The organism is Streptomyces sp. NPDC002032 (assembly GCF_042890765.1).
GTDB lineage: Bacteria > Actinomycetota > Actinomycetes > Streptomycetales > Streptomycetaceae > Streptomyces.
Genome location: NZ_JBIASM010000004.1, coordinates 92937 through 118439 on the forward strand (window position 1 = coordinate 92937; position 25503 = coordinate 118439).

The 25503-nt window shown below is 69.8% G+C and carries 23 protein-coding genes and 3 pseudogenes; 13 read left to right on the forward strand and 13 right to left on the reverse strand.

Translation table 11 applies throughout. From position 1 onward, the window contains the following. Window positions 1–10: 10 nt before the first annotated feature. The 3 genes and pseudogenes from ACFYYT_RS12020 to ACFYYT_RS12030 form a co-directional block, all read right to left on the reverse strand. Entirely contained in the window at window positions 11–2413 is a 2403-nt protein-coding gene (locus ACFYYT_RS12020) for a glycoside hydrolase family 2 protein (protein ID WP_351826466.1), read from the reverse strand. Between the two features lie 360 nt (window positions 2414–2773). After that, window positions 2774–3169 (reverse strand): annotated as a pseudogene (locus tag ACFYYT_RS12025) (transcriptional regulator); the annotation flags it as partial. Window positions 3170–3617: 448 nt separating this feature from the next. Further along, window positions 3618–5678 (reverse strand): pectinesterase family protein, encoded by a 2061-nt coding sequence (locus tag ACFYYT_RS12030; RefSeq protein ID WP_351828148.1) that lies wholly within the window; start codon window positions 5676–5678, stop codon window positions 3618–3620. 326 nt (window positions 5679–6004) lie between these two features. Here ACFYYT_RS12030 and ACFYYT_RS12035 point away from each other — a divergent pair, with 326 nt between their 5' ends. Further along, window positions 6005–6145 (forward strand): hypothetical protein, encoded by a 141-nt coding sequence (locus ACFYYT_RS12035; protein WP_351828145.1) that lies wholly within the window; start codon window positions 6005–6007, stop codon window positions 6143–6145. Between the two features lie 261 nt (window positions 6146–6406). Here the strand turns inward: ACFYYT_RS12035 and ACFYYT_RS12040 are convergent, their stop codons facing one another. Both ACFYYT_RS12040 and ACFYYT_RS12045 read right to left on the reverse strand, forming a co-directional pair. Beyond that, window positions 6407–7267 carry a hypothetical protein gene (locus tag ACFYYT_RS12040; RefSeq protein WP_351828142.1) on the reverse strand — a complete coding sequence of 287 codons (861 nt, stop codon included), beginning with the start codon at window positions 7265–7267 and terminating at the stop codon, window positions 6407–6409. Further along, window positions 7264–7830 (reverse strand): SigE family RNA polymerase sigma factor, encoded by a 567-nt coding sequence (locus tag ACFYYT_RS12045; RefSeq protein WP_351828139.1) that lies wholly within the window; start codon window positions 7828–7830, stop codon window positions 7264–7266. The genes ACFYYT_RS12040 and ACFYYT_RS12045 overlap by 4 nt, the downstream gene beginning before the upstream one ends. Window positions 7831–8343: 513 nt before the next feature. Between ACFYYT_RS12045 and ACFYYT_RS12050 the strand changes: the two genes are divergently transcribed. The 5 genes and pseudogenes from ACFYYT_RS12050 to ACFYYT_RS12070 all read left to right on the forward strand — a co-directional run bounded on the left by ACFYYT_RS12050 (window position 8344) and on the right by ACFYYT_RS12070 (window position 12588). Further along, window positions 8344–9687 carry a polysaccharide lyase family 1 protein gene (locus tag ACFYYT_RS12050; RefSeq protein ID WP_351828137.1) on the forward strand — a complete coding sequence of 448 codons (1344 nt, stop codon included), beginning with the start codon at window positions 8344–8346 and terminating at the stop codon, window positions 9685–9687. A gap of 525 nt (window positions 9688–10212) precedes the next feature. After that, window positions 10213–10729: pseudogene (locus ACFYYT_RS12055) on the forward strand (recombinase family protein). An 84-nt stretch (window positions 10730–10813) separates the two neighbouring features. After that, window positions 10814–11200: an SDR family oxidoreductase gene (locus ACFYYT_RS12060; protein WP_388607661.1), complete on the forward strand. Its 387-nt coding sequence runs from the start codon at window positions 10814–10816 to the stop codon at window positions 11198–11200. 36 nt (window positions 11201–11236) lie between these two features. Next, window positions 11237–11365 carry a hypothetical protein gene (locus ACFYYT_RS12065; RefSeq protein ID WP_351828134.1) on the forward strand — a complete coding sequence of 43 codons (129 nt, stop codon included), beginning with the start codon at window positions 11237–11239 and terminating at the stop codon, window positions 11363–11365. Between the two features lie 182 nt (window positions 11366–11547). After that, window positions 11548–12588, forward strand: a complete 1041-nt coding sequence (locus ACFYYT_RS12070) for a LacI family DNA-binding transcriptional regulator (RefSeq protein ID WP_388607924.1) — start codon at window positions 11548–11550, stop codon at window positions 12586–12588. Window positions 12589–12616: 28 nt separating this feature from the next. Here ACFYYT_RS12070 and ACFYYT_RS12075 read toward each other — a convergent pair whose 3' ends face one another. From ACFYYT_RS12075 to ACFYYT_RS12105, 7 genes and pseudogenes are all read right to left on the reverse strand, one after another. Then, window positions 12617–13645: a LacI family DNA-binding transcriptional regulator gene (locus ACFYYT_RS12075; RefSeq protein WP_351828129.1), complete on the reverse strand. Its 1029-nt coding sequence runs from the start codon at window positions 13643–13645 to the stop codon at window positions 12617–12619. A gap of 220 nt (window positions 13646–13865) precedes the next feature. Further along, the gene (locus ACFYYT_RS12080; protein WP_351828126.1) at window positions 13866–14495 is read right to left on the reverse strand and encodes a GDSL-type esterase/lipase family protein; all 630 of its coding nucleotides are present in this window, start codon (window positions 14493–14495) and stop codon (window positions 13866–13868) included. A 240-nt stretch (window positions 14496–14735) separates the two neighbouring features. Continuing rightward, window positions 14736–15986, reverse strand: a pseudogene (gene manA, locus ACFYYT_RS12085) (mannose-6-phosphate isomerase, class I). A gap of 119 nt (window positions 15987–16105) precedes the next feature. Continuing rightward, on the reverse strand, window positions 16106–17140 hold the full coding sequence (locus ACFYYT_RS12090; RefSeq protein ID WP_351828123.1) for a LacI family DNA-binding transcriptional regulator: 1035 nt from the start codon (window positions 17138–17140) through the stop codon (window positions 16106–16108). Window positions 17141–17207: 67 nt separating this feature from the next. Beyond that, window positions 17208–18080, reverse strand: coding sequence for a carbohydrate ABC transporter permease (locus ACFYYT_RS12095; protein ID WP_388607666.1), 873 nt, complete (start codon window positions 18078–18080; stop codon window positions 17208–17210). Then, window positions 18077–19045 carry a sugar ABC transporter permease gene (locus ACFYYT_RS12100; RefSeq protein WP_351828120.1) on the reverse strand — a complete coding sequence of 323 codons (969 nt, stop codon included), beginning with the start codon at window positions 19043–19045 and terminating at the stop codon, window positions 18077–18079. Before ACFYYT_RS12100 ends, ACFYYT_RS12095 begins: the two co-directional genes overlap by 4 nt. 97 nt (window positions 19046–19142) lie before the next feature. Then, window positions 19143–20459 carry an extracellular solute-binding protein gene (locus ACFYYT_RS12105; protein ID WP_351828117.1) on the reverse strand — a complete coding sequence of 439 codons (1317 nt, stop codon included), beginning with the start codon at window positions 20457–20459 and terminating at the stop codon, window positions 19143–19145. Between the two features lie 335 nt (window positions 20460–20794). On the opposite strand from ACFYYT_RS12105, the gene ACFYYT_RS12110 reads away from it, so the two are divergent. The 4 genes from ACFYYT_RS12110 to ACFYYT_RS12125 all read left to right on the forward strand — a co-directional run bounded on the left by ACFYYT_RS12110 (window position 20795) and on the right by ACFYYT_RS12125 (window position 23390). After that, window positions 20795–21790 carry an ROK family protein gene (locus tag ACFYYT_RS12110; protein ID WP_351828114.1) on the forward strand — a complete coding sequence of 332 codons (996 nt, stop codon included), beginning with the start codon at window positions 20795–20797 and terminating at the stop codon, window positions 21788–21790. A 37-nt stretch (window positions 21791–21827) separates the two neighbouring features. After that, window positions 21828–22304, forward strand: a complete 477-nt coding sequence (locus ACFYYT_RS12115) for a hypothetical protein (protein WP_388607671.1) — start codon at window positions 21828–21830, stop codon at window positions 22302–22304. A gap of 68 nt (window positions 22305–22372) precedes the next feature. After that, entirely contained in the window at window positions 22373–22888 is a 516-nt protein-coding gene (locus tag ACFYYT_RS12120; RefSeq protein WP_351828154.1) for a TrmO family methyltransferase, read from the forward strand. 154 nt (window positions 22889–23042) lie between these two features. Further along, complete coding sequence (locus ACFYYT_RS12125) at window positions 23043–23390, forward strand: hypothetical protein (protein WP_388607674.1); 348 nt, start codon at window positions 23043–23045, stop codon at window positions 23388–23390. Here ACFYYT_RS12125 and ACFYYT_RS12130 read toward each other — a convergent pair. Next, a complete protein-coding gene (locus tag ACFYYT_RS12130) occupies window positions 23387–23758 on the reverse strand; it encodes an ATP-binding protein (protein WP_351828111.1) in 372 nt (123 codons plus the stop codon). The two genes, ACFYYT_RS12125 and ACFYYT_RS12130, sit on opposite strands and share 4 nt — an antisense overlap. Before the next feature lie 279 nt (window positions 23759–24037). On the opposite strand from ACFYYT_RS12130, the gene panD reads away from it, so the two are divergent. Genes panD through ACFYYT_RS12145 form a run of 3 tightly spaced genes read left to right on the forward strand, consistent with a single transcriptional unit; the run spans window position 24038 to window position 25451 of the window. Further along, complete coding sequence (gene panD / locus ACFYYT_RS12135; RefSeq protein ID WP_351828108.1) at window positions 24038–24457, forward strand: aspartate 1-decarboxylase; 420 nt, start codon at window positions 24038–24040, stop codon at window positions 24455–24457. Window positions 24458–24471: 14 nt separating this feature from the next. Further along, entirely contained in the window at window positions 24472–24813 is a 342-nt protein-coding gene (locus tag ACFYYT_RS12140) for a GNAT family N-acetyltransferase (RefSeq protein WP_351828106.1), read from the forward strand. Further along, window positions 24810–25451 (forward strand): aspartate/glutamate racemase family protein, encoded by a 642-nt coding sequence (locus ACFYYT_RS12145; protein WP_388607678.1) that lies wholly within the window; start codon window positions 24810–24812, stop codon window positions 25449–25451. The genes ACFYYT_RS12140 and ACFYYT_RS12145 overlap by 4 nt, the downstream gene beginning before the upstream one ends. Window positions 25452–25503: the final 52 nt, after the last annotated feature.

The window sequence follows — 25503 nt, forward strand, 5'->3', positions numbered from 1 at the left end:
AAAGGGGCGGTCACGCTGGTTCCACGCAGAACAGGGCGGCGCGGACGGAGTCTGCCGTGGTGTCGTCGGCGCCGGTGACCCGAATCCGGGCCTGCTCACCGGCGAGCAGGGTCAGCAGGCCCTGGTCGGCGACTGCGTCGGGCGCCAGCCGGTCCGCCTGCAGCAGCAGGTCGCGGACGAGAGTGCGAGCGGTGATCACGACGTCGACTCCCTGCCCGCCTCCGGCCACCGCCTCCACGCTCACGCCGAACTCGGGCCGCACGTAGTCGAACTCCTTGTCGGGCACCGGGAAGTGGATCGCGCGCAGGCCATCGGCATCAGCGGCCAGGAACTCCTTGGCCGAGCCGGCCACCGGCGCGAGGGCATGCGGAACGGGAAGCCGGAATACCGACCGGGCCTCGACGGTCACCGGCATCTCGGTCGTGGAAGTGCTCGTGCCGTCGGCAGCCACCCTGCGCAGGGTGAGCACGGTCCGCCAGGGCTGAGCGGCCTGATTGACCAGGGCGACGGTGGGGGTGGCGCCGTTGGCGCCGGGCTGAAGGGTGAGCAGCCGGTCGGCGTAGAGGCGGCGCAGCTCGTAGTAGAGGGGCTTGAGGCGGCCGTCGCCGTCGATGGCGGCCCAGGAGGAGACCGGCCAGCAGTCGTTGAGCTGCCAGACCACGGTGCCGGCGCAGCGCGGCCAGTGGGAGCGCCAGTGCTCGATTCCGGCGGCGACGGCCCGGGCCTGGACGAGCTGGGTGAGGTAGTGCCAGCGGTCGAAGTCCTCGGGAAGGGAGAAGTGCCGTCCGACGCCGCGGTCGAGCTTGCCGTTGCCATCCTCGGCCTTCTGGTGGTGCAGCATGCCCGGCGAGTCCGGGGCGAATCGCTCACCGGGCAGGGCGCGCAGCAACGTGGCGTGGGCAGGCGGCGCCTGCCAGCCGAACTCGGCGACGAACCGGGGCACGTTCGCTCGGTATTCGGCGTAGTCCTGGCGGTTCCACACCTCCCAGGAGTGGTGGGTGCCGTGGTCGGGGTCGTTTGGGTGGTGGTCCCAGGAGCCGGACCACGGGCTGCCCGCGGAGTAGGGGCGGGTGGGGTCGAGCTCGCCGACGATGCGGGGCAGTAGGCCGAGGTAGTAGCCCTCGCCCCAGGAGTCGCCCGCGAGTTCGGGCTCCCAGTTCCAGTCGCGGAAGCCCCACAGGTTCTCGTTGTTGCCGTTCCACAGGACCAGGCTGGGGTGCGGCATCAGGCGCACGACGTTCTCGCGGGCCTCGGCCTCGATCTCACCACGCAGCGGCTGCTCCTCGGGGTAGGCGGCGCAGGCGAACAGGAAGTCCTGCCAGACCAGCAGGCCGAGGTCGTCGCAGACGTCGTAGAACGCCTCGTCCTCGTAGATGCCCCCGCCCCAGATCCGGATCAGGTCGATGTGGGCGGCGGCGGCGAGTTCGAGGCGGCTGCGGTAGCGCTCGGGAGTGACCCGGGAGACCAGAGTGTCGTCCGGGATCCAGTTGACGCCCCGGACGAAGAGGCGTTCGCCGTTGACGACCAGGGTGAAGCCGGTGCCGTGCTCGTCGGCGGAGCGGTCGAGCTCGACGGTGCGGAAGCCGATCCGCCGGTGCCAGCTGTCGAGCGGGCCGTTCTGGTCGGCAAGGCTGACGTCGAGGTCGTACCGGGGCTGCTCGCCGTAGCCGCGCGGCCACCAGAGAGCCGGGTCCGCCACCTCGACGGTCAGTACGACGCTGTCCCCGTCGACGGCGGCGACGGCCTCGATGCCGGCCACGCCGGCGCGGACGGTGAGCGTGCGGCCGGTGCCGGTGGCGGTGCGCTGGATGGTCAGGCGGAGCTCGACTCGGCCGGTGCCGTCCTGGACGGTGACCAGCGGGCGTACCTCGGCGAGGCGGGCGGTGGACCAGTGCTCCAGCCTGACGGGGCGCCAGATGCCGGCGGTGGGCAGGGTCGGGCCCCAGTCCCAGCCGAAGCTGCTGGCCATCTTGCGGATGTACTGGAACGGCTCGGGATAGACGTTGGGGCGCTCGCCGACCAGGGCGCGGACCTCGGCTGCCTCCCGGTACGAGCTGGTGAAGTGGACATCCAGCTCGCCGGAGCGTCCGGTGACGTCGAAGCGGTAGCTGCGGTGCATGTTGCGGGTGCGGCCCAGCTCGCCGCCGTCCACGCTGATCCGGGCGGCGGTGTCCAGCCCGTCGAAGACCAGGTCGGTGCGTTCGTGGGCGCTGCGCGCGGTGAGATCCGTGCGGTAGGTCCAGTCACGGTGGCCGACCCACGCGACGTCGTGCTCGTTGGTCCCGAGGTGGGGGTCGGGGATCAGGCCGGCGCTCAGCAGATCGGCGTGGACACAGCCGGGAACCCGGGCGGGCAGCAATTGCCCCTCATTGAGCAGGAACCAACCCTGGTCGAGCTGGGTGACGTCCTTCATGGTGCGGCTCCATTCGCTGCGCTGGGTTGGTCCTGGGGCGGGCGGGAGCAACCGTAGCCCGGCCGTGCGCATCTGTCCATAAACCGGTTACGTAAAGCTATTCGCCTGATTCTTGGGGTGCGAAAGTCCGTCGAAATAGTGTTAATTGGCTAGGTGTCCCTGGGGTTTCGAGCGATCTGGAGGTGTGCGCACAGGCTCAAAGCTTTACCGGTTCGGTTGATTGGTGCATAGTTCCGGTCAGAAGACGCGTTAGCTTCGGGCGCTCTACGCCCGGCCTTGGCGCGCGGGGGCCGGTAATGCCCTGAAACCGCGCGGACCGGGAGCCTGAACGACCCAGTTCGAGCCCCGCGGCAGGAGAGGTCAGCCTGTCGGGGATGGCCTCGGGAGGTCTGCGGCTTCGCGGGTGGCGGCCCAGGTGGCGAGCAGACGCAGGCCCTGGTCGCTGGGGCTGCCGGGTTCGGCGGCGTAGACGGTGAGGGTGAGGCCGGGGGCGGCGGCCATCTCCATGCCTTCGTAGGCGAGCGTGAGGCCTCCGACCGCCGGGTGGTGGAAACGCTTGGTGCCGGCGCCGTGGTGGCGGACGTCGTGGGCGCCCCACCGCGAGCGGAAGACGTCGCTGCGGGTGCAAAGTTCGCCGACGAGGTCGTGGAGGTCCTTGTCGTGGGGGGCGCGGCCGGCCTCGGTGCGCAGGATCGCGACGGTGATGTCGGCGGCTTGGTCCCAGTCCGGGAAGAAGGGGTATGGCCGAGATGCGGGTCAAAGGGGCAATGAGTTGATCTTGAAGCCGGGTGGGAGTCGGGACGGCCATGGCCGTCCCCCTTTTGGAGATCGGCAACATCGGGGTGACGTGACATTGGCGTGGGGTGCGCGAGGTCATCCAGCGGTGTGCGCGATGAGGCCGTCTGCCGTGGGCGAACTGGGTGCGCGGGCTCGGGGTGGGCGCTGGCGCACGGCGTGCGAGACTCGAACGGCCCGGCCGGTCCCTCGTTCGAAGCCGATGCCGGCCGGGCACTTCTCGTTCCGGCCTCAAGCCCGAGACGAACTGGAAGCCCACCCTCAGAAGGGGACTGGAGTCCTCCGCGGCGGGCCTGCCCGCGCCCCTCGCCCGCAGCGCGGGCGAGGGCGTCCTGAAGTGATCCACCACCCCGGTGCCCGGGCGGGCGCGCCCGCCCGGGCACCGGGGTGAGTTCCTTCTCCCGTCGGTCTACGGGGTCCAGTCGCCCAGGTAGTCCGAGACCTCCTGGGACGCGGCCTGGGAGTCGGTCAGATGGGGCCGGTCGGTGCTCTTCGGGCCGGCGCCCGGACCGGTGTTCATGTACTCGGCGAAGCGGTCGTCCTTCCAGGAGAACCCGCCCATGTCGGACCAGGGCGTGCTCTTGATCGCGGCACTGAGGGTGGAGTTGCGGACGGTGACCTGGGAGTCGACCGTCTTGTCACCACCGGGATGCCAGTTCCGGCCGAGCTGGAAGGAGGACGCGGCCACATCGCCGTTGACCGTGGAGCGGTTGATGAGGATACCCTTGCGCCCCGCCGGAGTGCTCGGGGCTGCGATGTAACCGGCCGACGTACCGTTCCAGCGCTTCTTGAGGGTGATGACCGACTGGTCGATCACCGCGGTGGCACGGCCGAAGATGAAGTCGACGTTGCCGACGACGTAGGAGTTGGTGACGTAGACGCGGCCGGGCTTGTCCGACGCCGCGGTTTCCATCTCCAGGGTGTCCTGGTCGCCGGTGACGATGACCCCGTCCAGCACGATCTTGTCCGCGGCCGTGAGCAGGGCGACCGCCTGGTGGCCCTCCAGGGACTGGTTCGCGGCCTCGTTGAAGTCGTTGGAGACGCTGAGGTTACGCAGCTGGGAGTCGTCCGACCGGACGGCGACCGTGGCGCTACCCGATGTGCCGTACGTGCCCGAACCGTCCGGCTTGCGCGTGCCGGCCGCGTTGCCGTACACGATCACCGTGTCCTTGCGGCTCGCGCCCGAGCCCTGGATGGTGACGTGCGGCTTGTTCGCCGGAACGTTCACCAGTTCGCGGTACGTGCCCGGCTTGACCGAGATGACCACGCGGGAGGGATTGCCGACGGGTACGGCGTCCACCGCGGCCTGGACCGTCTTGTACGTGCCGGATCCGTCCTTGGCCACGGTCAGGGTGGTCGCGGCCGCAGCGGAGGGGGTCGTCGCCGCCCTGCCGATGGCAGGGCGGGGGCCGGCGCCGGACTTCACCTTCGAGGGGACATCGGCGGCCGCGTCGAGGGTGTAGCGGTAGTAGGTCGTGGGGTCGAAGGCCGTGCCACCGCTCTCGTTGCGGCCGGTGGTGTCCACGAAGACATTGCCGCGCTGCACGAGAGCGGCCGTGCCGTCCTTGATGACCGGGTTGTTCATCCCCTCGAAGTAGCTGTTCTCCAGCACCATCTTCGTCCCACCACGCGCGTAGTTGCCATAGGAGGAGGTGATGGACGAGTCCGGGTCGTCCTGCAGGAAGTTGTTGTAGAGATGCGCGTGCGCCACGTTGTCCGTCGACGGGTTGCGCTGCTCGGTCTCGTGGAACCAGTTGTGGTGGATCGTGATGTCGGCGGTGACGTGGTCGGTCCAGCCGATGCCGAAGGCCTTGTTGTCGTTCTTCAGCTGGTTCCAGGACACCGTCACGTATGTGGTGTCCTTGCGGCTGTCGATCAGTCCGTCGGCCATGTTCCGCAGGTTGTTGTGGTCGATCCACACGTGGTGGGCGCCGTCCATCTGGATGGCGTCCCAGTCGTGGTCCTTGTCGTTCCAGGTACCGGCGTAGGAATCACGGATCGTCAGGTTCCTGATGATCACATTGTGGACGCCCTGGCCGAGGAAGAACCCTCCGCCGACGATATGTCCCGAGGTGCCTGCGCCGACGATGGTCTTGTCCGAGGCGACCCTGATCTCCTTGCCCTTGGGGTTCATGGTGATCGTGCCCGCCACGACGATGACGTACGGCTGCGGAGCGGTCGCGTACTTCTCCAGGTCGGCCAGGGTCTTCACGGTGACGATCGCGCCGTCCCGGCCGCCGTAGGTGCCGTTCTGTCCCAGCGCGTTGACCGAGGCGAAGCCGTCCGCGACCTCACGGGCCCACGCCGTGTCCGCGGTGGCGGCCGCGGCCTTCGGCCGGGCGCCCTCGCCGAACACTCCGAAGGCTCCGCCGTACGACAGGCCCAATGCGGCGGCCGTGGCCAACGGGATGCCGATAGTCAGGCCGAGCCTGCGCCTGCGATGCCGTGCCTTGGGCTGCGTGGTTCTCATCGTTCACTGTCCTTGGGAGGATGGTTGTGGGGCGTACACCTGTCAGTTGCCACCGCGGGCGGAATGGTTGCCGCGATTCCGGGGCACGACGCCCGTTCCGCCCGTTCGGTGCCCGCACCGAAAGGCCGCTCCACGTTCCGGGTCCGCCGCTGGGCGGTCCCGTACTTTCCTTCCGATTCGCTGCCCTTGCAGGGAGCCATGCCTGGCGGGCCTCTTCGCAGCCCGCCCCTGACCGCCCCGTGGACCCTGTGCCCCACGACCACGACCCGGACAAGGCCAGGAGTGGCTGGAGGACTGGCCGGACATCACTCGCCGGTCTCGTGTTGGTGACCACCCGCACCCCGTGGGCCGGAGGCCGGCCCACCGTCGGTGAGGCCGACTGGGGCCTGTACGTTCCCGTGCACCACAACCCGGCGACCGGGATGGTCCTGGCGGAGGCCCGGGTGAGCATCCCGCGCCGCCGGTAGCCGGCCTTTGGGTATTCGTTGGGACACCCGGTCCGTATGGCACTTCTGACCTGCGGTGACGGGCCGCGGGTCCCGGTCGGGACCGCTGTTGCACCACAGTGTTGCAGCCCGTGTTGGACCGCCGCCCGGCGCGCGGTGACCCGGTGACGGTGGCGGACGCGCTTTTCAGCTCAGGCGGTCATGCCTCTTCCGTGCGTGGGGAAGATCTTGCGCCCCCTGGTCGCCACGGATGGGGAAAGGTTGCCGCGTTCTTCGTCGTCGTCAGTCGTCGTGCCGGGCGAAGTTGCCCGAGACGGCGAGCTGTTCGCTCCGCGTCCGGGCGGTGGCCGCGTAGCGGTCGTCCCGGGCGTCCCGGCCGCCGCTGGCGTGGTTGTACTGCCCGGCAAACACCCACTGGCCGGCCGGGACCGTACGACCCGGCTTGAGCACCCAGGTGTGGACGAGGTAACCAGCCTTCTCGGCGATCGTCAGCGTGAAGTCGGCCTCGGGCAGCGACCGCCACGCACCGGTGGAGGTCACCCCGCCGGTCTGAGCGATCCGCAACTCCACGGTCAGCGTGGTCAGTTCCGCGCGCGTCTTGAGGGTGACGTTGCTCTGTGCCCAGAAGTCGTTGCTGTGCGGGTCCACAGAGCCGTCCGACCACAGCGGCCCGTCCTGCTCACCGGCGGTGGGAACGCCGGCATCGGGCGTACGCGGCGGGGAGACGCTCGGCTCGCGGCGCTCGCGGGAGGCGCTCGGTGTCGGGTCCGCGGGCGTCGGATCCACGGGCGTCGGGTCCCCCGGTGAGGGAGCCCGGCGCGTCGCCTCCGTCGACGGAGCGGACGTGGAGGTGGGGGCGGGCATCGGCGGGACCGCGACCGTCTGCTGCGGAGGCTTGTCGTTCACCAGGGAGGCCACGCCGTAGCCGCCTGCGGCGAGGATCCCCGCGACGGCCGCGGTGACGCCCACCGGGCGCAACCAGCCGAACCGTGGGGGGCGGGCCGCACGCAAGCGGGGCAGGTCCTCCTGCGCCATGCCGCGTTCGAGCCGTGCCAGGATCCGCGCGCGGTCGGGCCGGTGCACCCCGGCCGCCTCGCGCAGTCGGGCGCGCAGCTCGTCGTCCACGTCCCCCCGCATCGTCATCGGTCCCTTCCTCCGGCCGTCCCGGTACGCGCCATCGCCGTGTGCACTTTACGCGGAGCGTCCTGCGCGCCGAGCAGCCGCTGCAGCTCGGCCATCCCCTTCGAGGTCTGGCTCTTCACCGTACCGACCGACACGCCCAGGGCCAGCGCGGTGTCCTTCTCGGACAGGTCGAACGCATGGCGCAGCACGACACACGCCCGCTTCCGGAACGGCAGCCTGCGCAGCGCCACTCGCACGTCGACCACCCCGGCCACGTCCGGATTCTCTGCCTTCTCCTCCCGCCGCGCCCAGAACAGCGCGACACGCCGCCGTTCGCGCACCGCGCTGCGTATCCGCGTCCGGGCCAGATTGGCGACCACGCCACGCGCGTATGCCACCGGCCGCCCGCTCGCCCGCACCCGGTCCCAGCGGTGCCACAACGCGAGCAGCGCATCCGCGGCCAGGTCGTCGGCGGCATCCGCCTCGCCGGTCAACAGGTGCGCGAGCCGGGCCAATTCGGCGTGGTGCCGCTCGAAGAAGGCATGGAACTCCACGGAGGCGGCGTCATCGACAATTGTGGCCACGGGCGATGTCTCCTCGCAGCGACCTCGGGGCCCCGGAACCGGGCGCCTGTCATGTGTGCGACATAGGAATGTCCGGACAAGATCCGCAAGAGTAGCAGTGAGTAAGCGCTTGCTCTGCCACGTCTGCTACCCGGCGGCACTCCCGGTCTCGGTCGGCGGGCAGAGGTCCCAGCACGGGCGCACAGGGGGCGCCCGCAGCCGTCAAGACGATCGGCTGAATCGATGCGGCGACCGGACCGGGACCGTGGAGGGCGTCCGGGACGCGCAGACAAAGCCAGAGATAGCCACTTGCGCCAGCTCACCTCACCCGCCTATGTGGGGCTCGGGCCGGCGGGATGTGCACTCGTGACCTCTTGGTCCCGACTGAGGTTTCGGTTGCGGACCTGACCTGACCTGAGCTGACCTTGCCTGCATGGTTCAAACCGGCTTCCCGCACGCGGCAACCTTTCAGGGGTCGGCGGCCACTAACAGGGCGCAACCCCGTTAACCCCGTTCCCCTCGTAAGGAAGCCCCGTGGCTGCTCGCTCCCACCGCCGGTCCCTCCGATCCCGTCATGGCGCCGTCCTCTGCGCGGCCGTCGTGGCCGCATGCGTCGGCTCTGGTGCTGTCGTGATGAACGCAAACGCCGGCACCGCCGACCTGTACCACCAGACGCTCACCGCGAAGGAGGGCTGGGCGTCCTCCGGTACGGGGACCACCGGTGGCACGAAGGCCGACTCCGCCCACACCTTCACCGTCTCCACCCGCGCGCAGCTCGTGAAGGCGCTGGGCTCGGTCTCCGACACCACACCCCGCCTCATCAAGATCAACGGCGTGATCGACGCCAACACCGATGACAGCGGAAGGAGGTTGACCTGCGCCGACTACGCCCTCGGTACCGGCTACTCACTGTCGTCCTACCTCAAGGCCTACGACCCGGCCACCTACGGCCGCTCCAAGCTGCCCTCCGGCACCCAGGAGACGGCACGCGCCGCCGCCCAAGCCAAGCAGGGCAAGAACATGGTTTTCAAGGCCCCCGCCAACACGACAATTGTGGGCGTCCCCGGCACGAACGCGGGCCTCACCGGGGCCATGCTCCAGATTCAGAACGTCGACAACGTCATCGTCCGCAACCTGACCTTCGCCGCCACTGAGGACTGCTTCCCGCAATGGGACCCGACCGACGGCGACGACGGCAACTGGAACTCCAACTACGACTCGGTGTCCCTGCGCGGCGCAACCCACGTGTGGGCGGACCACAACACGTTCACCGACGCGCCGCACTTCGACAGCACCAACCCGAAGCACTTCGGCCGCGAGTACCAGATCCACGACGGCGCCCTCGACATCACCAAGGGATCCGACTTGGTGACCGTCTCGCGCAACCAGTTCACCAACCACGACAAGACGATGCTGATCGGCAGCAGCGACACCGACAGCGTCGGCAAGCTGCGCGTCTCCATCCATCACAATGTGTGGAAGGGCATCATGCAGCGCGCGCCGCTGGCCCGCATCGGCCAGATCCACATCTACAACAACTACTACGACGTCACACCCCTCAACGGGTACACGCCGCAGTACAGCATCAACTCCCGCGCCAAGGCTCAGATCGTCGCGGAGAACAACTACTGGAAGCTGCCGTCCGGCGCGAAGGCAGCCAAGCTCCTCAGCGGTGATGGCACCGGCTCGGTCAAGGGCTCCGGCAACCTCGTCAACGGCACGGTGACCGACCTCGTCGCCGCCTACAACGCCGCCTCGTCCAAGGACTTGAAGACCACGGTCAACTGGACACCGACCCTCACGACGGGCCTGGAGCCCTCGGCGATCAACCTTCCCACGTCGCTGGCGACGATGACGGGGGCGGGCGTGCTCAAGTAGCGCCCGAGACACGCGAGGGCCGGGAGACGGCACCCCCGGCCCTCGCGTACCGCGCCGCGCGGTCCGCCGCCACGGACGGTGAGGCCGTTCACCTCGGTGCGGATCTTCGAGGCCATCTTGTCGAAGGTGGAGAACCCGGGCAGTTCCAGCCCGGCCTCCACCGGCCTCGGGGATCAATCGAACCGTGGTTGGCGGTGAGATTGATCTTGGAGCCCGGGGAGGCTCCTGTGCGGTCCGTCTTCAAGAAACCATCGTTTATTGAAGACCGCCGGGCGAGTCGCCGGAACGGCCCCCAGGGCCTTCAACAACCCCTTCAAAAACCCGGGCCGTTCAACACACCTCCGTCCACCGTTTTCTGCCAGGATTCCGGGCGTGAGTACCCCACTTGATGACGCCCAGTTCGAACTCCTGGTCGCCGAGCCCGCCCACCGCACCGAGATCCGCATCGGATACGCGCGGGTGTCCACCGGCGGACAGGAGCTCGACCGTTAGCTCGACGCCCTCAACGCGGTCGGCTGCCGCCGGATCTTCGCCGACAAGAAGTCGGGGAAGAACGACCTGCGGCCCGAGCTGAAGGCGTGCCACGCCTTCCTCGCCCCGGGCGACACCCTGGTGGTCCCCGCCCTCGACCGCTACGGCCGCTCCCTCCAGGACCTGAGCGCCATGGTCGGCGAACTGCGCAAGCGCGAGATCGGCTTCACCTCGCTGCACGAGCGGCTCGACACCACCACCCCCGGCGGCCGACTGGTGTTCCACGTCTTCGCCGCCCTGGCGGAGTTCATCCGCGAGCTGATCGTCTCCGGCACCCGGGGGGGGCCTGGCCGCCGCCCGAGCCCGCGGCAAGGTCGGCGGCCGGCCCACCGTCGTCAACCCCGACATCATCCGGGCGGCCCGCGACATGCTCCCCAACCCCGAGCACTCGATCACCTCGATCGCCAAGCTTCTCGGGGTCAGCCCCGGCACCCTCTACAACCACATCCCCGACCTCCAGGAACCGCGCACCGGCCGCGTCCCCGCCCAGCTCGACAGCGGCACCCGGTGACCCCGGGCCCGGCCGAGGACCGCCCGACCGCTCTGTGGGATCTGCCGTAGCGCCCGGGGGTGGCGGCCCGCGAAGATGCCCGCCATGACCATGGACAACGACCTCGCTCCCACCCGCTCGACGCACCCGATGCCCCTGGTGTTCGCCGCCGGGGCGGCCATCGGGGTGCTCGGCGGGATGATCGGGCTGGGCGGCGCGGAGTTCCGCCTGCCGCTGCTGATCGGCGTGTTCGGGTTCGCCGCACTGTCGGCTCTCAACGCGGTCCGCCCCGGCACCATCGCCACCCCCATGGTCGACGCCCTGGTCGAAGGCGGGGAACTCGACCGCGCCCGGGCAGAAGCCGGCCAGGCCATCAACCGGCTTGGTACCGCCGACGAGATCGCCCAGGCCGTCCTGTGGCTGTGCAGCCCGGGCTCCAGCTACGTCACCGGCATCGCCCTGCCCGTCGACGGCGGCTACATTGCCCACTGACCCTCCCCACCAGAACCCTAGGAAAGGCCCGCCCTCATGGAATTCGTCCGGCCGCAGCCCACCGGCAAGGCGCCCGTGGACTGGTTGACGGCGGCGGGTGGTGGGACGTGCCCCGGCGGCCCGGGCGCGCTGGAGGGCGCGGACCCGGTCGTCGTCCTACGGTGAGCCGATCCAGGCATTAACCGGTTAGTTCGCGTGTACGGTGTGGGTGGTGCTTCTTCCGTTGCCATAGGGGGTTGACCGGTCGCTGTCATGAGTGTGAGGTACGAGGCTGCGGCGGCCGGGCCCGTAGTAGCTTGGGACCGGAACATGTGCCTCATCGATGCAGAAGGGTCCTCGTGGATCAGGTGTCCCAGCAGAAGAATCCTGCCGCGCGGCGGCCCACGATCGCCGATATCGCCAAGATCGTCGGCGTATCCAAGGTCTCGGTGTCCAACGCGCTGAACGGCCAGCCGGGTGTCTCGGAGGCGACTCGGGCCCGGATCGCGGCCGTGGCCGAGGAGATCGGTTTCGTGCGCAACAGTGCCGCGCGGGCGCTGAGCGGCGCGAAGTCCTCCGCAGTGGGACTGGCGCTCGCGCGGCCGGCCCGGATGCTGGGCACCGAGCCGTTCTTCATGGAGCTCATCGGCGGGATCGAGAGCGTCCTGTCCGACGCGTCCTACTCGCTGGCGCTCCAGGTCGTCTCCGACCACGAACGCGGTCTGGAGGCGTACCGGCGCTGGTGGGGCGAAGGCCAGATCGACGGTGCGGTCCTGGTCGACCTTCGAGAGGACGACGCGCGAGTGCCGCCGTTGGAGGAGATGGGCCTGCCGACGGTGGTGATCGGTCACCCCTCGGGATCGGGCTCTCTGACGCCGGTGTGGTCCGACGACGCGGCCGCGATCCGCGAGACGCTGGAGTACCTCGCGGCGCTCGGTCACCGCAAGGTGGGCCGGGTCGCCGGACTCGCCGGCCTGGTCCACACCTCGCTGCGCGACCGGGCGTTCATCGCCGTGGGCGGCGAGCTCGGCCTGGAGGCCATGCCTGTCGTCCACACCGACTACACCGGCGTGGAGGGCGCTCGGGCGACCCGGCGGCTGCTGCTTTCCCCCAGCCGGCCGACCGCGATCCTCTACGACAACGACATGACGGCGGTCGCCGGGCTGTCGGTCGCGCAGGAGATGGGTCTCGAGGTGCCGAGGGACCTGTCGATCGTCGCCTGGGACGACTCGCCGCTGGTCCAGGTCGTGCGGCCGCCGCTCACCGCGCTCACCCGGGACATCCATGCCTACGGTGCGAACGCAGCCCGGACGTTGCTGTCGCTGATCTCGGGTCAGAAGACCGACGGATACGAGGACTTGGCACCACAGCTGACTCCGCGCGGCAGCACTGGCGCTCCGCCCGCCTGAGGGCCCCCGCCGCTTCCCCGCATACGGTTCACGGACGGCGCGGCAACGGCCCGGTGGTGCCGCGCGGGATCAGCACGGAGGTGCCGGAGGTGCGGGATTCGGCCCGTCCGGTGTCCAGGAGCCGCAGCAGGCAGCGGGCGACCTGGGACCCGAACGCGAAGGGGTCGTGGCTGAGGGCAGACAAGGCGGGTCTGGTGATCTGGCACAGGTCGGAGTCGTCCCAGGCGACGAGTGACACGTCCTCGGGCACGCGCAGGCCCAGCTCGGCGGTGACCGCCAGACCTGCCACCGCCATGATGTCGTTGTCATAGACGATCGCCGTGGGCCGGTCCGCGCCGGCGAGCAGCGTCCGCGTGACTCTGGCGCCCTGATGGGCCGACAGGTCCGTGTGCACGGACCGGTGGTCGTCGAGGGAGAGCTCGGCGGCGGTGTCCTGGAACGCCTTCGAGCGCACCAAGGCGCTGCCGAGGCCGACAGGGCCCGTGACGTGGGCGAGCCTGCGGTGGCCCAGGACGGCGAGGTAGCGCATCGCCTCGGAGATCGCCGCCGCGTCGTCGCTCCACACCGCCGGGAAGGGTCCGCTGTGGTCGGGGTGGGCGACGGCGACCACAGGGATCCCCAGATGCTGCATCGGCTGGATCCGGGGGTCGTCGGCGGCCACGCCGGTCAGGACCGCTCCGTTGACCTGGCCGGACTGCCACCACTTCCGGTACAGGGCGATCTCCGCCTCCCGGCTGGTGGTGAGGTGCAGCAGTAGGGAGCAGGGCCGCTCGGACAGGACGCTCTCGATGCCGCCGATGAGGGCCATGTGGAGGGCGTCCAGCCCCCCGGCCCCCGCTTCGCGGCTGATCGCCATGCCGATGGTGTGCACCTGGGGGCCGCGGCCCAGCGAGCGGGCCGCGAGATTGGGGGACCAGCCCAGGTCGCGGGCGGCCTCGGTGATGCGGCGGCGGGTCGCCTCGGAGACACCAGGCCGGCCGTTGAGGGCGAGCGAGACGGCCCCCGCGGACACTCCGGCGCGGGCAGCGACGTCCCGGATCGTCACCCGGTGCTGCATGCTGATTCCCCTTCGGCACGTTGATGGGACCGCAGCGCGTGTCCGCGCGCCGCGGTCCCATCCTGTCAGGTCACACCGCTGAGGAGCCCGCCTGCCTGCCCGGCGCCGGCCCGCGGCGGGACCTCGGCGGATCCCCTGACCCTCAGGCGGGTGCACATCTCGATGCGCCGCGCCGGGGTGCTGTCACCGCGCAAGCGGTCGAGCAGAAGGCCAGCGGCCGTCAGAGGGCCGGTACCAGGGCGGCCCAGGCTTCCGCGAGGACGTGGTGCCCCAGCGGTGTGGGATGTACGCCGTCGGCCGCGATCAGCTCGGGGCGGCCCGCGGCGCGGGCGGCCTGGTTGAGCAGGCCGTCGGCTGCCAGCAGGAGCGCGTCGAACTCGGCCGCCAGGCGGCGCACCGCGTGGATGCGGGCGTCGAGGTCGGGGCGCCACAGCCACTGCTCGGTGGTGACGGGGACGAGGAAGGGTTCGATCAGGACGAGCTGGGAGCCACACCTTCGGCGCAGGCGGGTCAGCAGGTGGCGATAGGTGCCCTCCCAGGCGTCCACGGGGGAGGGCAGGGCGCTGTCCTGGAGGCGCCAGGTGTCGTTCACGCCGATCAGGACGGAAAGCAGGCCGGGGTGGTGGGCGAGGGTGTCCTGCTCCCAGCGGTCCGCGAGATCGATGAGGCGGTCGCCGGAGACGCCGCGGTTGAGGATGGTGAGCGCGGGGTTGGCGGCGCGCATCCGGTCGGCTACCAGCGCGGCGTAGCCGTGGCCCAGGCCGGCGATCAGGGCCCGGTCGCGGCCGGCGTCGGTGATGCTGTCGCCTTGGAAGAGCAGAACCGGGCGGGCCGGGCGTGCGGCGGTCATGGTCTGGGGTCCTTTGGTGACCGGCCGCGCCGGCCGGGTGGACGGCACGGCGGGGCCTGCGTTGAAGACCGGCGGGGCGGTCAGTCGACGGCGGTCATGGCCTTGGCGTGGGCGCTGATCAGCTGCGCGGCGGCGTGTGCGGGGTCAGCCGGTTGCTGCGGCAGCGCGGTTCGTCGGCGAGTGCGATGGCCGACCTCCGTGAGGCGGGCGCACAGCGCCTGGTGGGTGGGAGTGGCGCGGTCAGCGGGACCCGGTCAGCGGGACCCGGACGCGGTGGAGTTGTGCGGTGCCGGCTACCTCGGCGGGCGCGCCCGCGGCCGGGAGGAAGGCCTCTCCCCCCGGCCCAGAGTCAGGAGTCCACCCGCCTGGTGGAGCACGACGCTTCCCTCGGTGCAGAGCAGGATCTGCGGGCCGTCGTCGTCGAGGGTGACCGGCTTCGCGACGTCGAGCCGCGAGAGTGCGAACTCGGCGGCGGGCGCCCGGTAGTGCCTCTCGATTCCGTCACTCGCGGTGGCGGGGACGAGGGTGGGCGGGGCGGGGCGGAAGTCGACGACGGCTGCGAGGGCGTCCACGTCGACGTGCTTGGGCGTCAGGCCGCAGCGCAGGACGTTGTCGGAGTTGGCCATGACCTCCACGCCGGTGCCGCGCAGGTAGGCGTGCGGGACGCGGGCGTCGAGGTACAGGGCCTCGCCCGGCTCCAGCCGGACGTGGTTGAGCAGCAGCGCGGCGACGATTCCCGGGTCCGCCGGGTAGTCCCGGGCGGCGGCCGCGTACGCGGCGTAGGTCCGGGTGTGCGGCCCCGGTGTGCGGGCCCGGGTGTGCGGCCCCGGTGTGCGGGCGGCACGCTCCAGCGCGGGAGCCAGGGCGAGGGCGGCCGCAGTTCCGCGCTGCCGGTCTGGGCCCAGTGCCTCGGTGAGTACGGTGCGCAGCGCGGTCTGGGAGCCGGCCGTGCGCAGGATGCGGATCCAGTGGCCGAGTTCTGGAAGGCGCAGAGCTGCCAGGAGGTCTGCGCTGGCGGCGGGTTCCCGGAATCCGCACAGCGCGTCGAACTCGTCCAGGGCGCGGAGCAGTTCTGGTTTGTGGTGTGGGTCCTTGTAGATGCGGTGCGGCGCCTCGATGGGGATTCCCGCCGTCTCTTCGGCGGCGAATCCGGCCTGGGCCTGGGCGGTGGTGGGATGGACCTGAACGGAGAGGGCGTGTTCCGGCGGCGAGGATCTTGAGCAGGAACGGCAGCCGTGCTCCGAAGCCCGTGGTGACGCGCTCGCCGACTTCGCGGGCCGGGTCGCGGGCGATGATGTCGTCGAGGGGTTCGGGTCCGTTGCCCCGGTCCGTTCGGGACGGGGCGGCCGGGTGGGCGCCCATCCATAGTTCCGCCTCGGGCAGACCGTCGGGGGCGCGGTCGGTCAGCTGGGCGATGGCGGTGCGCGATCCCCACGCGTAGCGGCGGATCTGGTTGGTCAGCAGACCGGCGGTGGGCTGGGGCTGGCTCATGGCAGGGCTCCGGATCGGGAGGGGCCGGGCGGGGACGCGCAGGCGTTCGGGGACCGGCCCGCTCCCGTGGCTCCTCACCCTCAGGAGGAGTCGGGAGCGGGCCGGGGTCTCAGGCCGGGTCAGGACGCGGCGGCGGGGGCTGTGCTGCCGCGTGGTACCAGAACCGGGGTCGCGGCGGGCCCGGAGGAGACCGGGCGGCGGCCGACCAGGTCGAACAGGCTCTGGGCGACCTGGGCGCCGAACCCGTGGACGTCATGGCTCATCGCGGACAGGGTGGGGTGGGTGAGGCGGCACAGCTGTGAGTCGTCCCAGGCGATCAGACTCAGGTCCCGGGGGACCTGCAGGCCGAGCTCTGCGGCGACGGCGAGGCTGGCGACGGCCATGATGTCGTTGTCGTAGATGATCGCCGTGGGCCGCTGGTCACCGGAGGTGAGCAACATGCGGGTGGCGCGGGCGCCGGCCTGGCCGGAGTAGTCCGTGGGGAGGATGCGCGGCTCCTCCAGCCCGAGCTCGGCGGTGATCCGCCGCAGGGCGCGCGAGCGGATGATGGTGTGGCCCAGTGAGGGGTCGCCTCCGACGCGGGCGATCCGGCGGTGGCCGAGGAGCGCGAGGTAGCGGACGGCTTCCTCGATCGCGGCGCCGTCGTCCGTCCATACCGCGGTGGCGTCCGGGCCGGCGAGTCCGGAGTGTCCGGCGGCGACGACGGGCATGCCGAGCCGGGCGAGTGCGGGGACCCGGGGGTCGGCCTCGACCAGGTCGACCAGGATGGAGCCGCTGACCTGGCGGGTCTTCCACCACTGCTGGTGGACGGCGATCTCTTGCGCCTGGTCGCGAACCAGGCGCAGCAGCAGGGTCGCCGCCTCTTGCTCCAGGACGCTCTCGATGCCGGAGATGAACTCCATGAAAAAGGGCTCCAGTCCGAGCTGGCGGGCGGGGCGGGCGATGACCAGGCCGACGGTGTCGGCCTGCCCTGCCCGCCCGCCGAGGCTCCGGGCGGCCTTGCTGGGGATCCAGCCGAGGTCGGCGGCGGCGACGCGGATCCGCTCCCTCGTGGTGGCGGAGAGGCCGGGCCGGTCGTTCAGGGCCAGGGACACCGCCCCGGTGGACACCCCCGCCCGGGCGGCGACGTCCCGGATGGTGACGCGCGCGGTCATCGCTTCTCCTTCCGCCGGCCGGTGCGCGGTGCCACAGCCAAGGTGCGGCGTCGACCGCAGGCTCGGGTCACTTCGTGGAACCGGCTGCGAAGCCGCTGTAGATGAACCGCTGGAGGGCGAGGAAGACGACGAGGGTGGGCAGGATGACGAGGACGGTGCCGGCCGAGATGGTCTCCCAGTGCGCGCCGAAGGGGCCCTTGAACCGGAAGAGGGAAGTGGAGATGGTCCCGAGATCGGAGGCCGGCATGTAGAGGAAGGGTATGTAGAAGTCGTTGTAGACGGTGATGCCCTTGACGATGACCACCGTGGCGATCGCGGGCTTCAGCATCGGCAGGATGATCCGCCGGTAGATGGTGAAGGAGTTCGCGCCGTCCAGGCGGGCCGCCTCGTCCAGGGAGACCGGGATGGAGCGGATGAACTGCAGAAAGACGTAGATCGAGACGATGTCGGTGCCGAGGTACAGCAGGATCGGCGCCCAGCGGGTGTTGAACGCACCGAGGTCGTTGACGATCTGGAAGGTCGCGACCTGGGTGGTGACTCCGGGGACCAGGGTGGCGACCAGGAACAGTCCCACGACCAGCTTCTTCATCCGGAACTCGAACCGGTCGATGGCGTAGGCGGTCATCGAGCCGATCAGGACGGTCCCGGCGGTGGAGACCACCAGGATGATCGTGGTGTTGACGAAGGCCTGCAGCATGTTGCCCTGCCGGAAGGCGTCGACGTAGTTGTCGAAGTTGAACCAGTTCTCGGGCAGCGTCAGCGGACCCGTGCTGCCGACCTCCTGACTGGCCTTCAGCGACGTGAACAGGATCACCACGAGCGGAATGACGACGACCGCGGCGGCAAGGACGAGCGAGAGGTACTTGCCCACGCCCGTGAGGGCCGCGCGGGGCCGGGGGGAGCGGCTGTGCGGGGTGGTGGCGGCAGCGTTGGCGGTCACGACAGTTCAACCCTCTCCTCCGGTACGAACCGGCGCTGGATCCAGGTCACGATCAGGATCAAGATCAGGAGAACGATGGCGGACGCGGACGCCAGGCCGACCTTGTCGAACTTGAACGCGAGCTTGATGGTCTGGATGACGAACGTCTCGCTGCCGTTGGCACCGCCCGTCATGATGTACGGGATCTCGAAGACCGCCAGCGATCCGGAGATCCCCAAGATCACGCTGAGGCTGATGATGGGCTTGATGCCGGGCGCGATGATGTGGCGGAACTGCTGCCAGCTGTTGGCGCCGTCCAGCGCCGCGGCCTCGTACAGGTGCGGCGGGATGGACTGGATCGCTCCCAGGAACAGCACCATGTTCAGGCCCGTGTAACGCCAGACCGACACTCCCGCCAGGGCCTTGTTCACCAGGTCGGGGTCGCCCAGCCACAGGTGCTCACCGTGTGCGCCGAGCAGTCGCAGGACCGAGTCGAGGGTGCCGCCGGGCTGGAAGAAGTACAGGAACACGAAACCGATCGCAACGCCGTTGATCAGGTACGGGAAGAACAGGATGCCCTTGAAGAAGTTCCGGAAGCGGGTGTTGAAGCTCAGCACTGTGGCGAAGAACAGGGCGGCCGCGATCTGCACGAAGGAGGCGAGCAGATAGACGCCGCTGACGAGGAACACCTTGAACAGCTCCGGCCGGGTGAACAGGCCGGTGTAGTTCTCGGTCCCGACGTTCTCACTCGTGGGACTGATGCCGTCCCAGTCGGTGAAGCTGTAACCGGCCATCTCCGCGATCGGCAAGTAGGTGAAGGCCGCCAGCAGCGCCAGCGGCGCCAGCAGGTAGAGCCAGGGCGTGAACCACCAGTACCTGCGGGTGCCCCGTCGCCGTGACCTTCGGCCCGGAGCGTGCGGGGGCGGTGCGGCCGGACCGCGCGCGGGGAGCGGTCCCGGTCCTCTGTCCTTCTGCAGTGCAGTCATCTTCGTTCCTTCGTCGTGCAGGACACTCCGGGAAGCGGCGCGGCCGGATGGCCGGGGCGGCCGGTCGTTTGCCGGCCACGCCGCTCGTTCGGAGGTGTCAGCCTGCGACCGTCTTCAGCGACTCGGCCCACTTCTTGTTCAGCTCCGCGAAGTAGCTGTTCTGGTCACCACGAGCCGCGCCGCGGGCGATGTCGACCAGCTTCTGGCGGTAGTCGGGAGTGTCGAGGCCGATCTCCGCACCCTTGTCGATCTTGCTGACGGCGGCGGACTTCTCCTGAGCCTGCGGGATCACCTTCACGCCCTTCTCCTCGAAGGGCTTGAGAGTGGCCGGCAGCGGCGTGCCCTTGACCGAGGAGATGGCCTCCTCCGCCTGGGAGCTCCCCGACTTGGTGATGAACCAGTCGATCCAGGCCCGCGACGCCTCTTTGTTCTTGGAGTGCGTGTTGACGGCGTACTTGTAGTCCGGCTGCACGATGGTGCAGAGCTTCCCGTCGGCGGACGCCTGTGAGAACGGCATGTAGCCGATGTCGTCCGGGTTCTGCCCAGCGGCCTTGGCGGCGGCCCGCACCTGCGGGATCGCCCACGAGCCGAGCGCCATCGCACCGACCTTGCCCGACCCGAGCAGGGTCTTGGAGTTCTCCCAGTTCGTCGTCGTCGGGTCGGCCTCGCTGAGCTTCTCGTGCACGGTGCTGTAGAGCAGGCCGTCGATCGCGTTCAGGTCCTTGCCGGGCCCCCAGGGATCGGGGGTGGTGGCCAGCGAATCCTTGGTCTTGACATCGCAGCTGGGTACGCCGATGGAGTCGGTCCACTGCCGCAGCGGCCAGCCGTCGTGATAGTTCGTGTAGTACGGGGTCGCTTGTGTTTTGGCCTTGATGGCCTTCAGGCCGTCGATGAACTCCTGCTGCGTCCTGGGCCACTCTGTGATGCCGGCCTGCTTCCAGACCGCCTTGTTGTAGACCAGGCCGGTCGCGACGCCGACGTTGGCCAGGCCGTAGACCTTGCCGCCCACGTTCGCGTAGTCGGTCCAGTCGAAGGTTTTCGACAGCTCGGAGGCCTCGCCCAACGAGGAGAAGAACGTGGGGTACTGACTGACCGACAGGCTGTTGGGGATCAGCAGGACGTCACCGTAGTTCTCGGTGTTCATCCGGATCTTGACTTCGCCCTCGTAGTCGGTGATCCCCTCGAACTTCACCTTGACGTGCGGGTAGACCTTGGCGAACTCGTCGGCGTACTTCTTCAGCGTCCCGTCCGTGATCTGGTCGGTCCGGTTGGTCAGCACCGTGATGTCACCGGCCACCTTCGCCGGGTCAGCGGCCGCGCTCGCAGCGGAGGACGAGTTTCCACCGCCGTTGCTGCTACAGGCAGTGAGCACAATCATGGTTGCGGCCGCCACGGCCATCCATCCTCTGCGCATCTTCGCTCATCCTTCGCGCTGGTCGTCTTGTGGGATCGGCAAGTGACGCCCGGGGTGCTCGAACAGCTTCCGGGGCTGTTGGACGTTTAACGTAGATGTCACATCAGACCGTGTCCATAGATCGGTCAACATTGATATCCAGGCCATTTGTTGGCAGTACCTCGTGGATTTACTAAATCTTTACCTAACTAAATGACGATCCAGTCTCGTTTTCCGATCGCGATCGAGGTCGACTCGACAACGTTGTCTAATCTCGTGAGAGCCATCAGACCGTCCGGCCGCGCCATCACCACACCGTCATGCCGCAGCCCCGCTACCCCTGCGGAGACATCACAGTGAGTGACATAGATGTCGTCATCGAAGCCCGGCGCACCCCCGGGCCGCTTCTGGGTGCTCTCGACATCGGCGGCACGAAGATCGCCGGCGGCGTTGTGGACCCGCAGGGCAACCTCCTGTACCAGGTCCAGTGGCCCACTCCCGCCCGCGGCAGCAGTCTCGAGATGCTGGAGGCGGTGTACCGAGTGATCGATCTGCTGGCGCAGCATCCGCTGTGGCCCTCCGTACGCGCTGTCGGTATCGGGAGCGCCGGACCGGTCAACACCGAGGGCGGCACCGTCAGTCCGGTGAACATCCCGTCCTGGCGCGGTTTCCCGCTCCGAACCGAGGTTGCGGCTCATTCTGCGGTCAGGGACCTGCCTGTCGTCCTCGGCGGGGACGCCGTGGCGATGACCGCCGCCGAGCACTGGCGCGGCGCCGCGCGCCCCTACCGCAATGCCCTCTGTCTGGTCGTCTCCACCGGCGTCGGCGCGGGCCTGGTCATCGACGGCCGCCTGCACACCGGCCCCTCCGGCAACGCCGGACACCTCGGCCACATGAGCATCGACTTCGCGGGCCGGCCCTGCCCCTGCGGTTCACGCGGCTGCCTGGAGGGCCTGGCCAGCGGCACCGCCATCGCCCGCACCGCCGCCGAGGCCGGCTGGCAGCCGACCGGCGGCGACGCCTCCGCAACCGGTGTGGCGGCCGCGGCGCTGGCAGGTGACCCTGTTGCCTTGTACGCCTTCGACCGCGCAGCGCAGGCTCTCGCGGCGGGCATTGCCGCCACCGCCGCTCTCGTGGAAATCGAGGCCGCCGTGATCGGCGGCGGTGTCGCCCGGTCAGGCGAGATCCTCTTCGCCCCCCTCCGGCAGCATCTCGCGTCCTACGCCACCCTGCCGTTCACGACCGGCACCGTTCTTGTCCCGGCACAGCTCGGCACTGATGCCGGCCTCGTCGGGGCAGCCGCTCTCGCCCGGCACGCACTCAGCTCCTCAGCCCGCCTCCTCGGCACCTGATGACAGCCCCGCCCCACAGATCTCGGAGCTCGTCGGCATGGCCGACGGAGGGGGGCTCCGACATGTACGGGGGAAGAAGGAGGCGCTGGCCGCCCTGACCCGCGCGAGCACGGACCTGGCCGCCGCTGACCCCGGCATCGAGGAACCCGACCGGGTGGCGTTCTTCGCGGAGGCGTCCCTGTCGCACGAGATGGCCTGCACCCTGCGAGACCTGGGCGACCTCAAGGGCGCCGAAGCCGCCTTCCGGCGCAGCGTCCGCACCCGAGCGCTCCCGTACGCACGCACCCACGCAGTGACCCTGGGATACCTCGGAGACGTCCAGGTCCGCCAAGGCCACCTCGACGACGCGTGCCAGACGTGGACCCGGGCCTTGGACGCCATGGCCGGCATCCGCTCCGGCCGGGCACGCGACACCGTCGTCCAGATGCGACGGTCCCTTTCCCCGGTCAAGGCCGCGGCGGCCATATGGCCGCAGCCCTCGACCAGCGGGCCCGCGAGCTCCTCGCCCACGTAGTCCGACCCGGCCACGCCGCCAGCAAGCCGCCGGAGCCAGCCTCCGGCCGGACCGATCAGGGGAACATCGTGTCCGAGCAGACCTTCACCTGCACGCCCGTCGCCACGGTTGTCGGCGGCCACACCACGCCCCTGGATGACTACCAGGGAGGCGCCCAGGCCATCATCCGCCTGAACGCCGACTTCCCCGAAGAAGTCCTCCAGGGAATCGAAGAGTTCTCGCACCTGGTGCTTACATGGCCCTTCACCCTGGCGTCCCCCACCGATGTGGAGCTCCACGCCCGCAGCCCCCGGGGGAACCCCCGTTGGCCTGCCACGGGTACGTTCGTCCACCGTAACCACCGCAGGCCGGCACGACTGGCCACGTCCTTCCCCCGCCTGCTTCGCGTGAACGGACTGGACCTGCACGTCACCGATCTCGATGCCGTCGACGGCACCCCCGTGTTCGATCTTGCCCCTTACTTCCCGCAGATGGGCCCCCGCGGCACGGTCGCCGTCCCCGCCTGGCCCGGCGAGATGATCACCGACTACTGGGCCGACCACACCGACCGTCCCGTCCGAGTTGGAAGGCCTGCGGATTCGTGAGCGAGGTCTGCTGATCATGAGCACTGTCAGAGGCCTCCGAGCGCACGGTCCAGTTCACCGGAAGGCTCCTCCACTCGGTGGCGGCCTTAAACGACTGGGTGTTGGGTCTGGCAGCGGTGGAGCTAGTGCCGCGTTCGTCATCGACTCGGCGGGCGTGCTGCGGCTCGCCCCGCGCCGGAGCGAGCACGTGGTGTGCGCTGGCGGCGGTCCCGTTCTCGGTGCCGGAGAGATGAGCTTCCGCGAGGAGTCCGGGCAGTGGGTGGTCGGCGAGGTGAGTAACCAGTCGACCGGATACTGCCCTGACATCAGCTCGTGGCCGGCCGTCGCGAAGGCTCTGGACGCAGCCGGGATCGAGCAGCCTTCCGGCTTCATTTACGAGGTGATGTTCCGGCGCTGTCCCGCCTGTAGCCAGCTGAACATTGTTCGGGAGGAGGACTTCGTCTGCGTCTTCTGTGACGAGGACCTGCCGAGGGAATGGAACGTGGACTGGGCTGGGCGTTAGCGGACCGGGGGCTTGTCGGGTTTGTCGGTGGGGTTCTTGGGCCGCTTGTTCGGGCGGTAGCTGGGACCGTTCATGATGACCTGGTGAATGGTGTTGATCAGCCGGTCCAGCAGCGACTCGGCGACGACCGGGTCCGGGAAGAGGGGATACCAGTCGCTGGGTGCCCGGTTGCTGGTGATGATCAGGGATCGGCTCTGCCGTTCGCTGGCCAGTTCATAGAGGTCATCGGCCTGGGACGCGGCGAGCTGGCGCATGGCGAAGTCATCGAGGATGAGCACGTCGGGCCGTTCCAGTTCACGGATCCGCCGTGGTGCTCCGAGGAGGCGTCGGCCAGGGGTCGGTGTTGGGTGCCGGCGTGTGGTCGCCATCGGTCTCTGAGGGTGGCTCCAGTCACAGTGGTGGTGCTCCTGGGCGACGCGCGAGGGTCGTTGCGTAGGCTGGCGACGTCTTCGTGGTGGGGAGAGGGTGAGGATGCCCAAGCCCCTCCGAAGTTGGCTGATGGTGTGTCAATAAAGTCAGCAAGTGGTCAGCATCAGTCCTCAAAAACCTGGTGAAACCTGACTGGACCCGCGACTGGTTGTAGGGTAGGAAAACCGCACTTGACCTGCATAGACGCAGGCAGGGAGCCTAGATCCAGGAGTACCTCGATGCTGCGCACCATGTTCAAGTCCAAGATCCACCGGGCCACCGTCACGCAGGCCGACCTGCACTACGTCGGGTCCGTGACCATCGATGCCGATCTGCTCGATGCGGCCGATCTGTTGCCCGGGGAGCTCGTCCACATCGTGGACATCACCAACGGCGCGCGGCTGGAGACCTACGTCATCGAAGGCGAGCGGGGTTCCGGGGTGATCGGGATCAACGGGGCCGCCGCGCACCTCGTGCATCCCGGGGACCTGGTCATCCTGATCAGCTACGCGCAGATCGACGACGCCGAGGCGCGGGGGTTCGCGCCGCGTGTCGTCCATGTCGACGCGGACAATAGGATCATCGAGCTGGGGTCGGATCCGTCCGCTCCGGTGCCGGGCACGGACCAGGAGCGCAGCCCCCACGCGGTGGCTGTCTGAGGGGAGTCGCAGACATGGCGGTCGAACTGCGGGACGAACGCGGGGCCGGGCGGCTGCTGGCCGTCGAAGACGGCGCGGTGGTCGGGTACATCGCCTACTTCGTCCTCGCCGCCGAGCCCCACGCGCTGGTCGCCGTGCACACGGTGGTCGAGCCGGGGCACGAGGGCCGGGGCATCGCGGGGGAGCTGGTGAAGGCCTTCTACGGGATCGCCGCGTCCGAGGGCGTTCCGGTCGTGCCGCTCTGCCCCTACGCGGCGAGCTGGGCCGCCAAGCACCCCGACCAGGCGCCCAGCGCCCCGGACGAGGTGGTCGAGGCCGCCAAGGCGCAGCTGGCGGGTGACTCGGACCTGTGGTGACGGGGGCGGCGGACCTGACGCTGCTCCACACCTCCCCGGTGCACGTCCCGGTCTTCGACGCGCTGCGCGACCGGGACCACCCCGGCGCCGTCCTGCGGCACGTGGTGGTCCCGGAGCTGCTGGAGCGGGCCCGCGAGCGGGGCCCGGAGTCGGTGGCCCCGGACCTGCGCGGGCTGCTCGGGGAAGCGGGCGGGCCGGTGCTGGTCACCTGCTCGACGCTCGGGGCGGTCGCGGAGGCCCTCGCGCCCGCCGTCGGCGCCCCCGTGCTCCGGGTGGACCGGCCGATGGCCGCCGAGGCCGTCCGTACCGGGCCGCGGATCGCCGTGCTGGCCACCGTCGCCTCGACGGCCGGGCCGACGGCGGAGCTGCTGGCCGAGGAAGCCGCCGGCCGGGAGGTGTCCGTCGCCGTGCACCTCGTGGACGGTGCCTGGGAGCTCTTCGAGGCCGGTGACACCGACGGCTACCTCGCGGCCGTGGCCGGGGCGGCGGACGCCGTCGCCGGTGCGGACGTCATCGTCCTGGCCCAGGCCTCCATGGCCGGGGCCGCCGGGCTCGTCCGCACCCCCGTGCCCGTCCTCTCCAGCCCCCGCCCGGGCCTGGCCGCCGCCCTGCGGCTCGGGGAGTGGCCCGCAGGCTGAAAACAATTGTCCGGATCAGATGCCTCCGGCTAGGGTCTCGATGATCATCAGC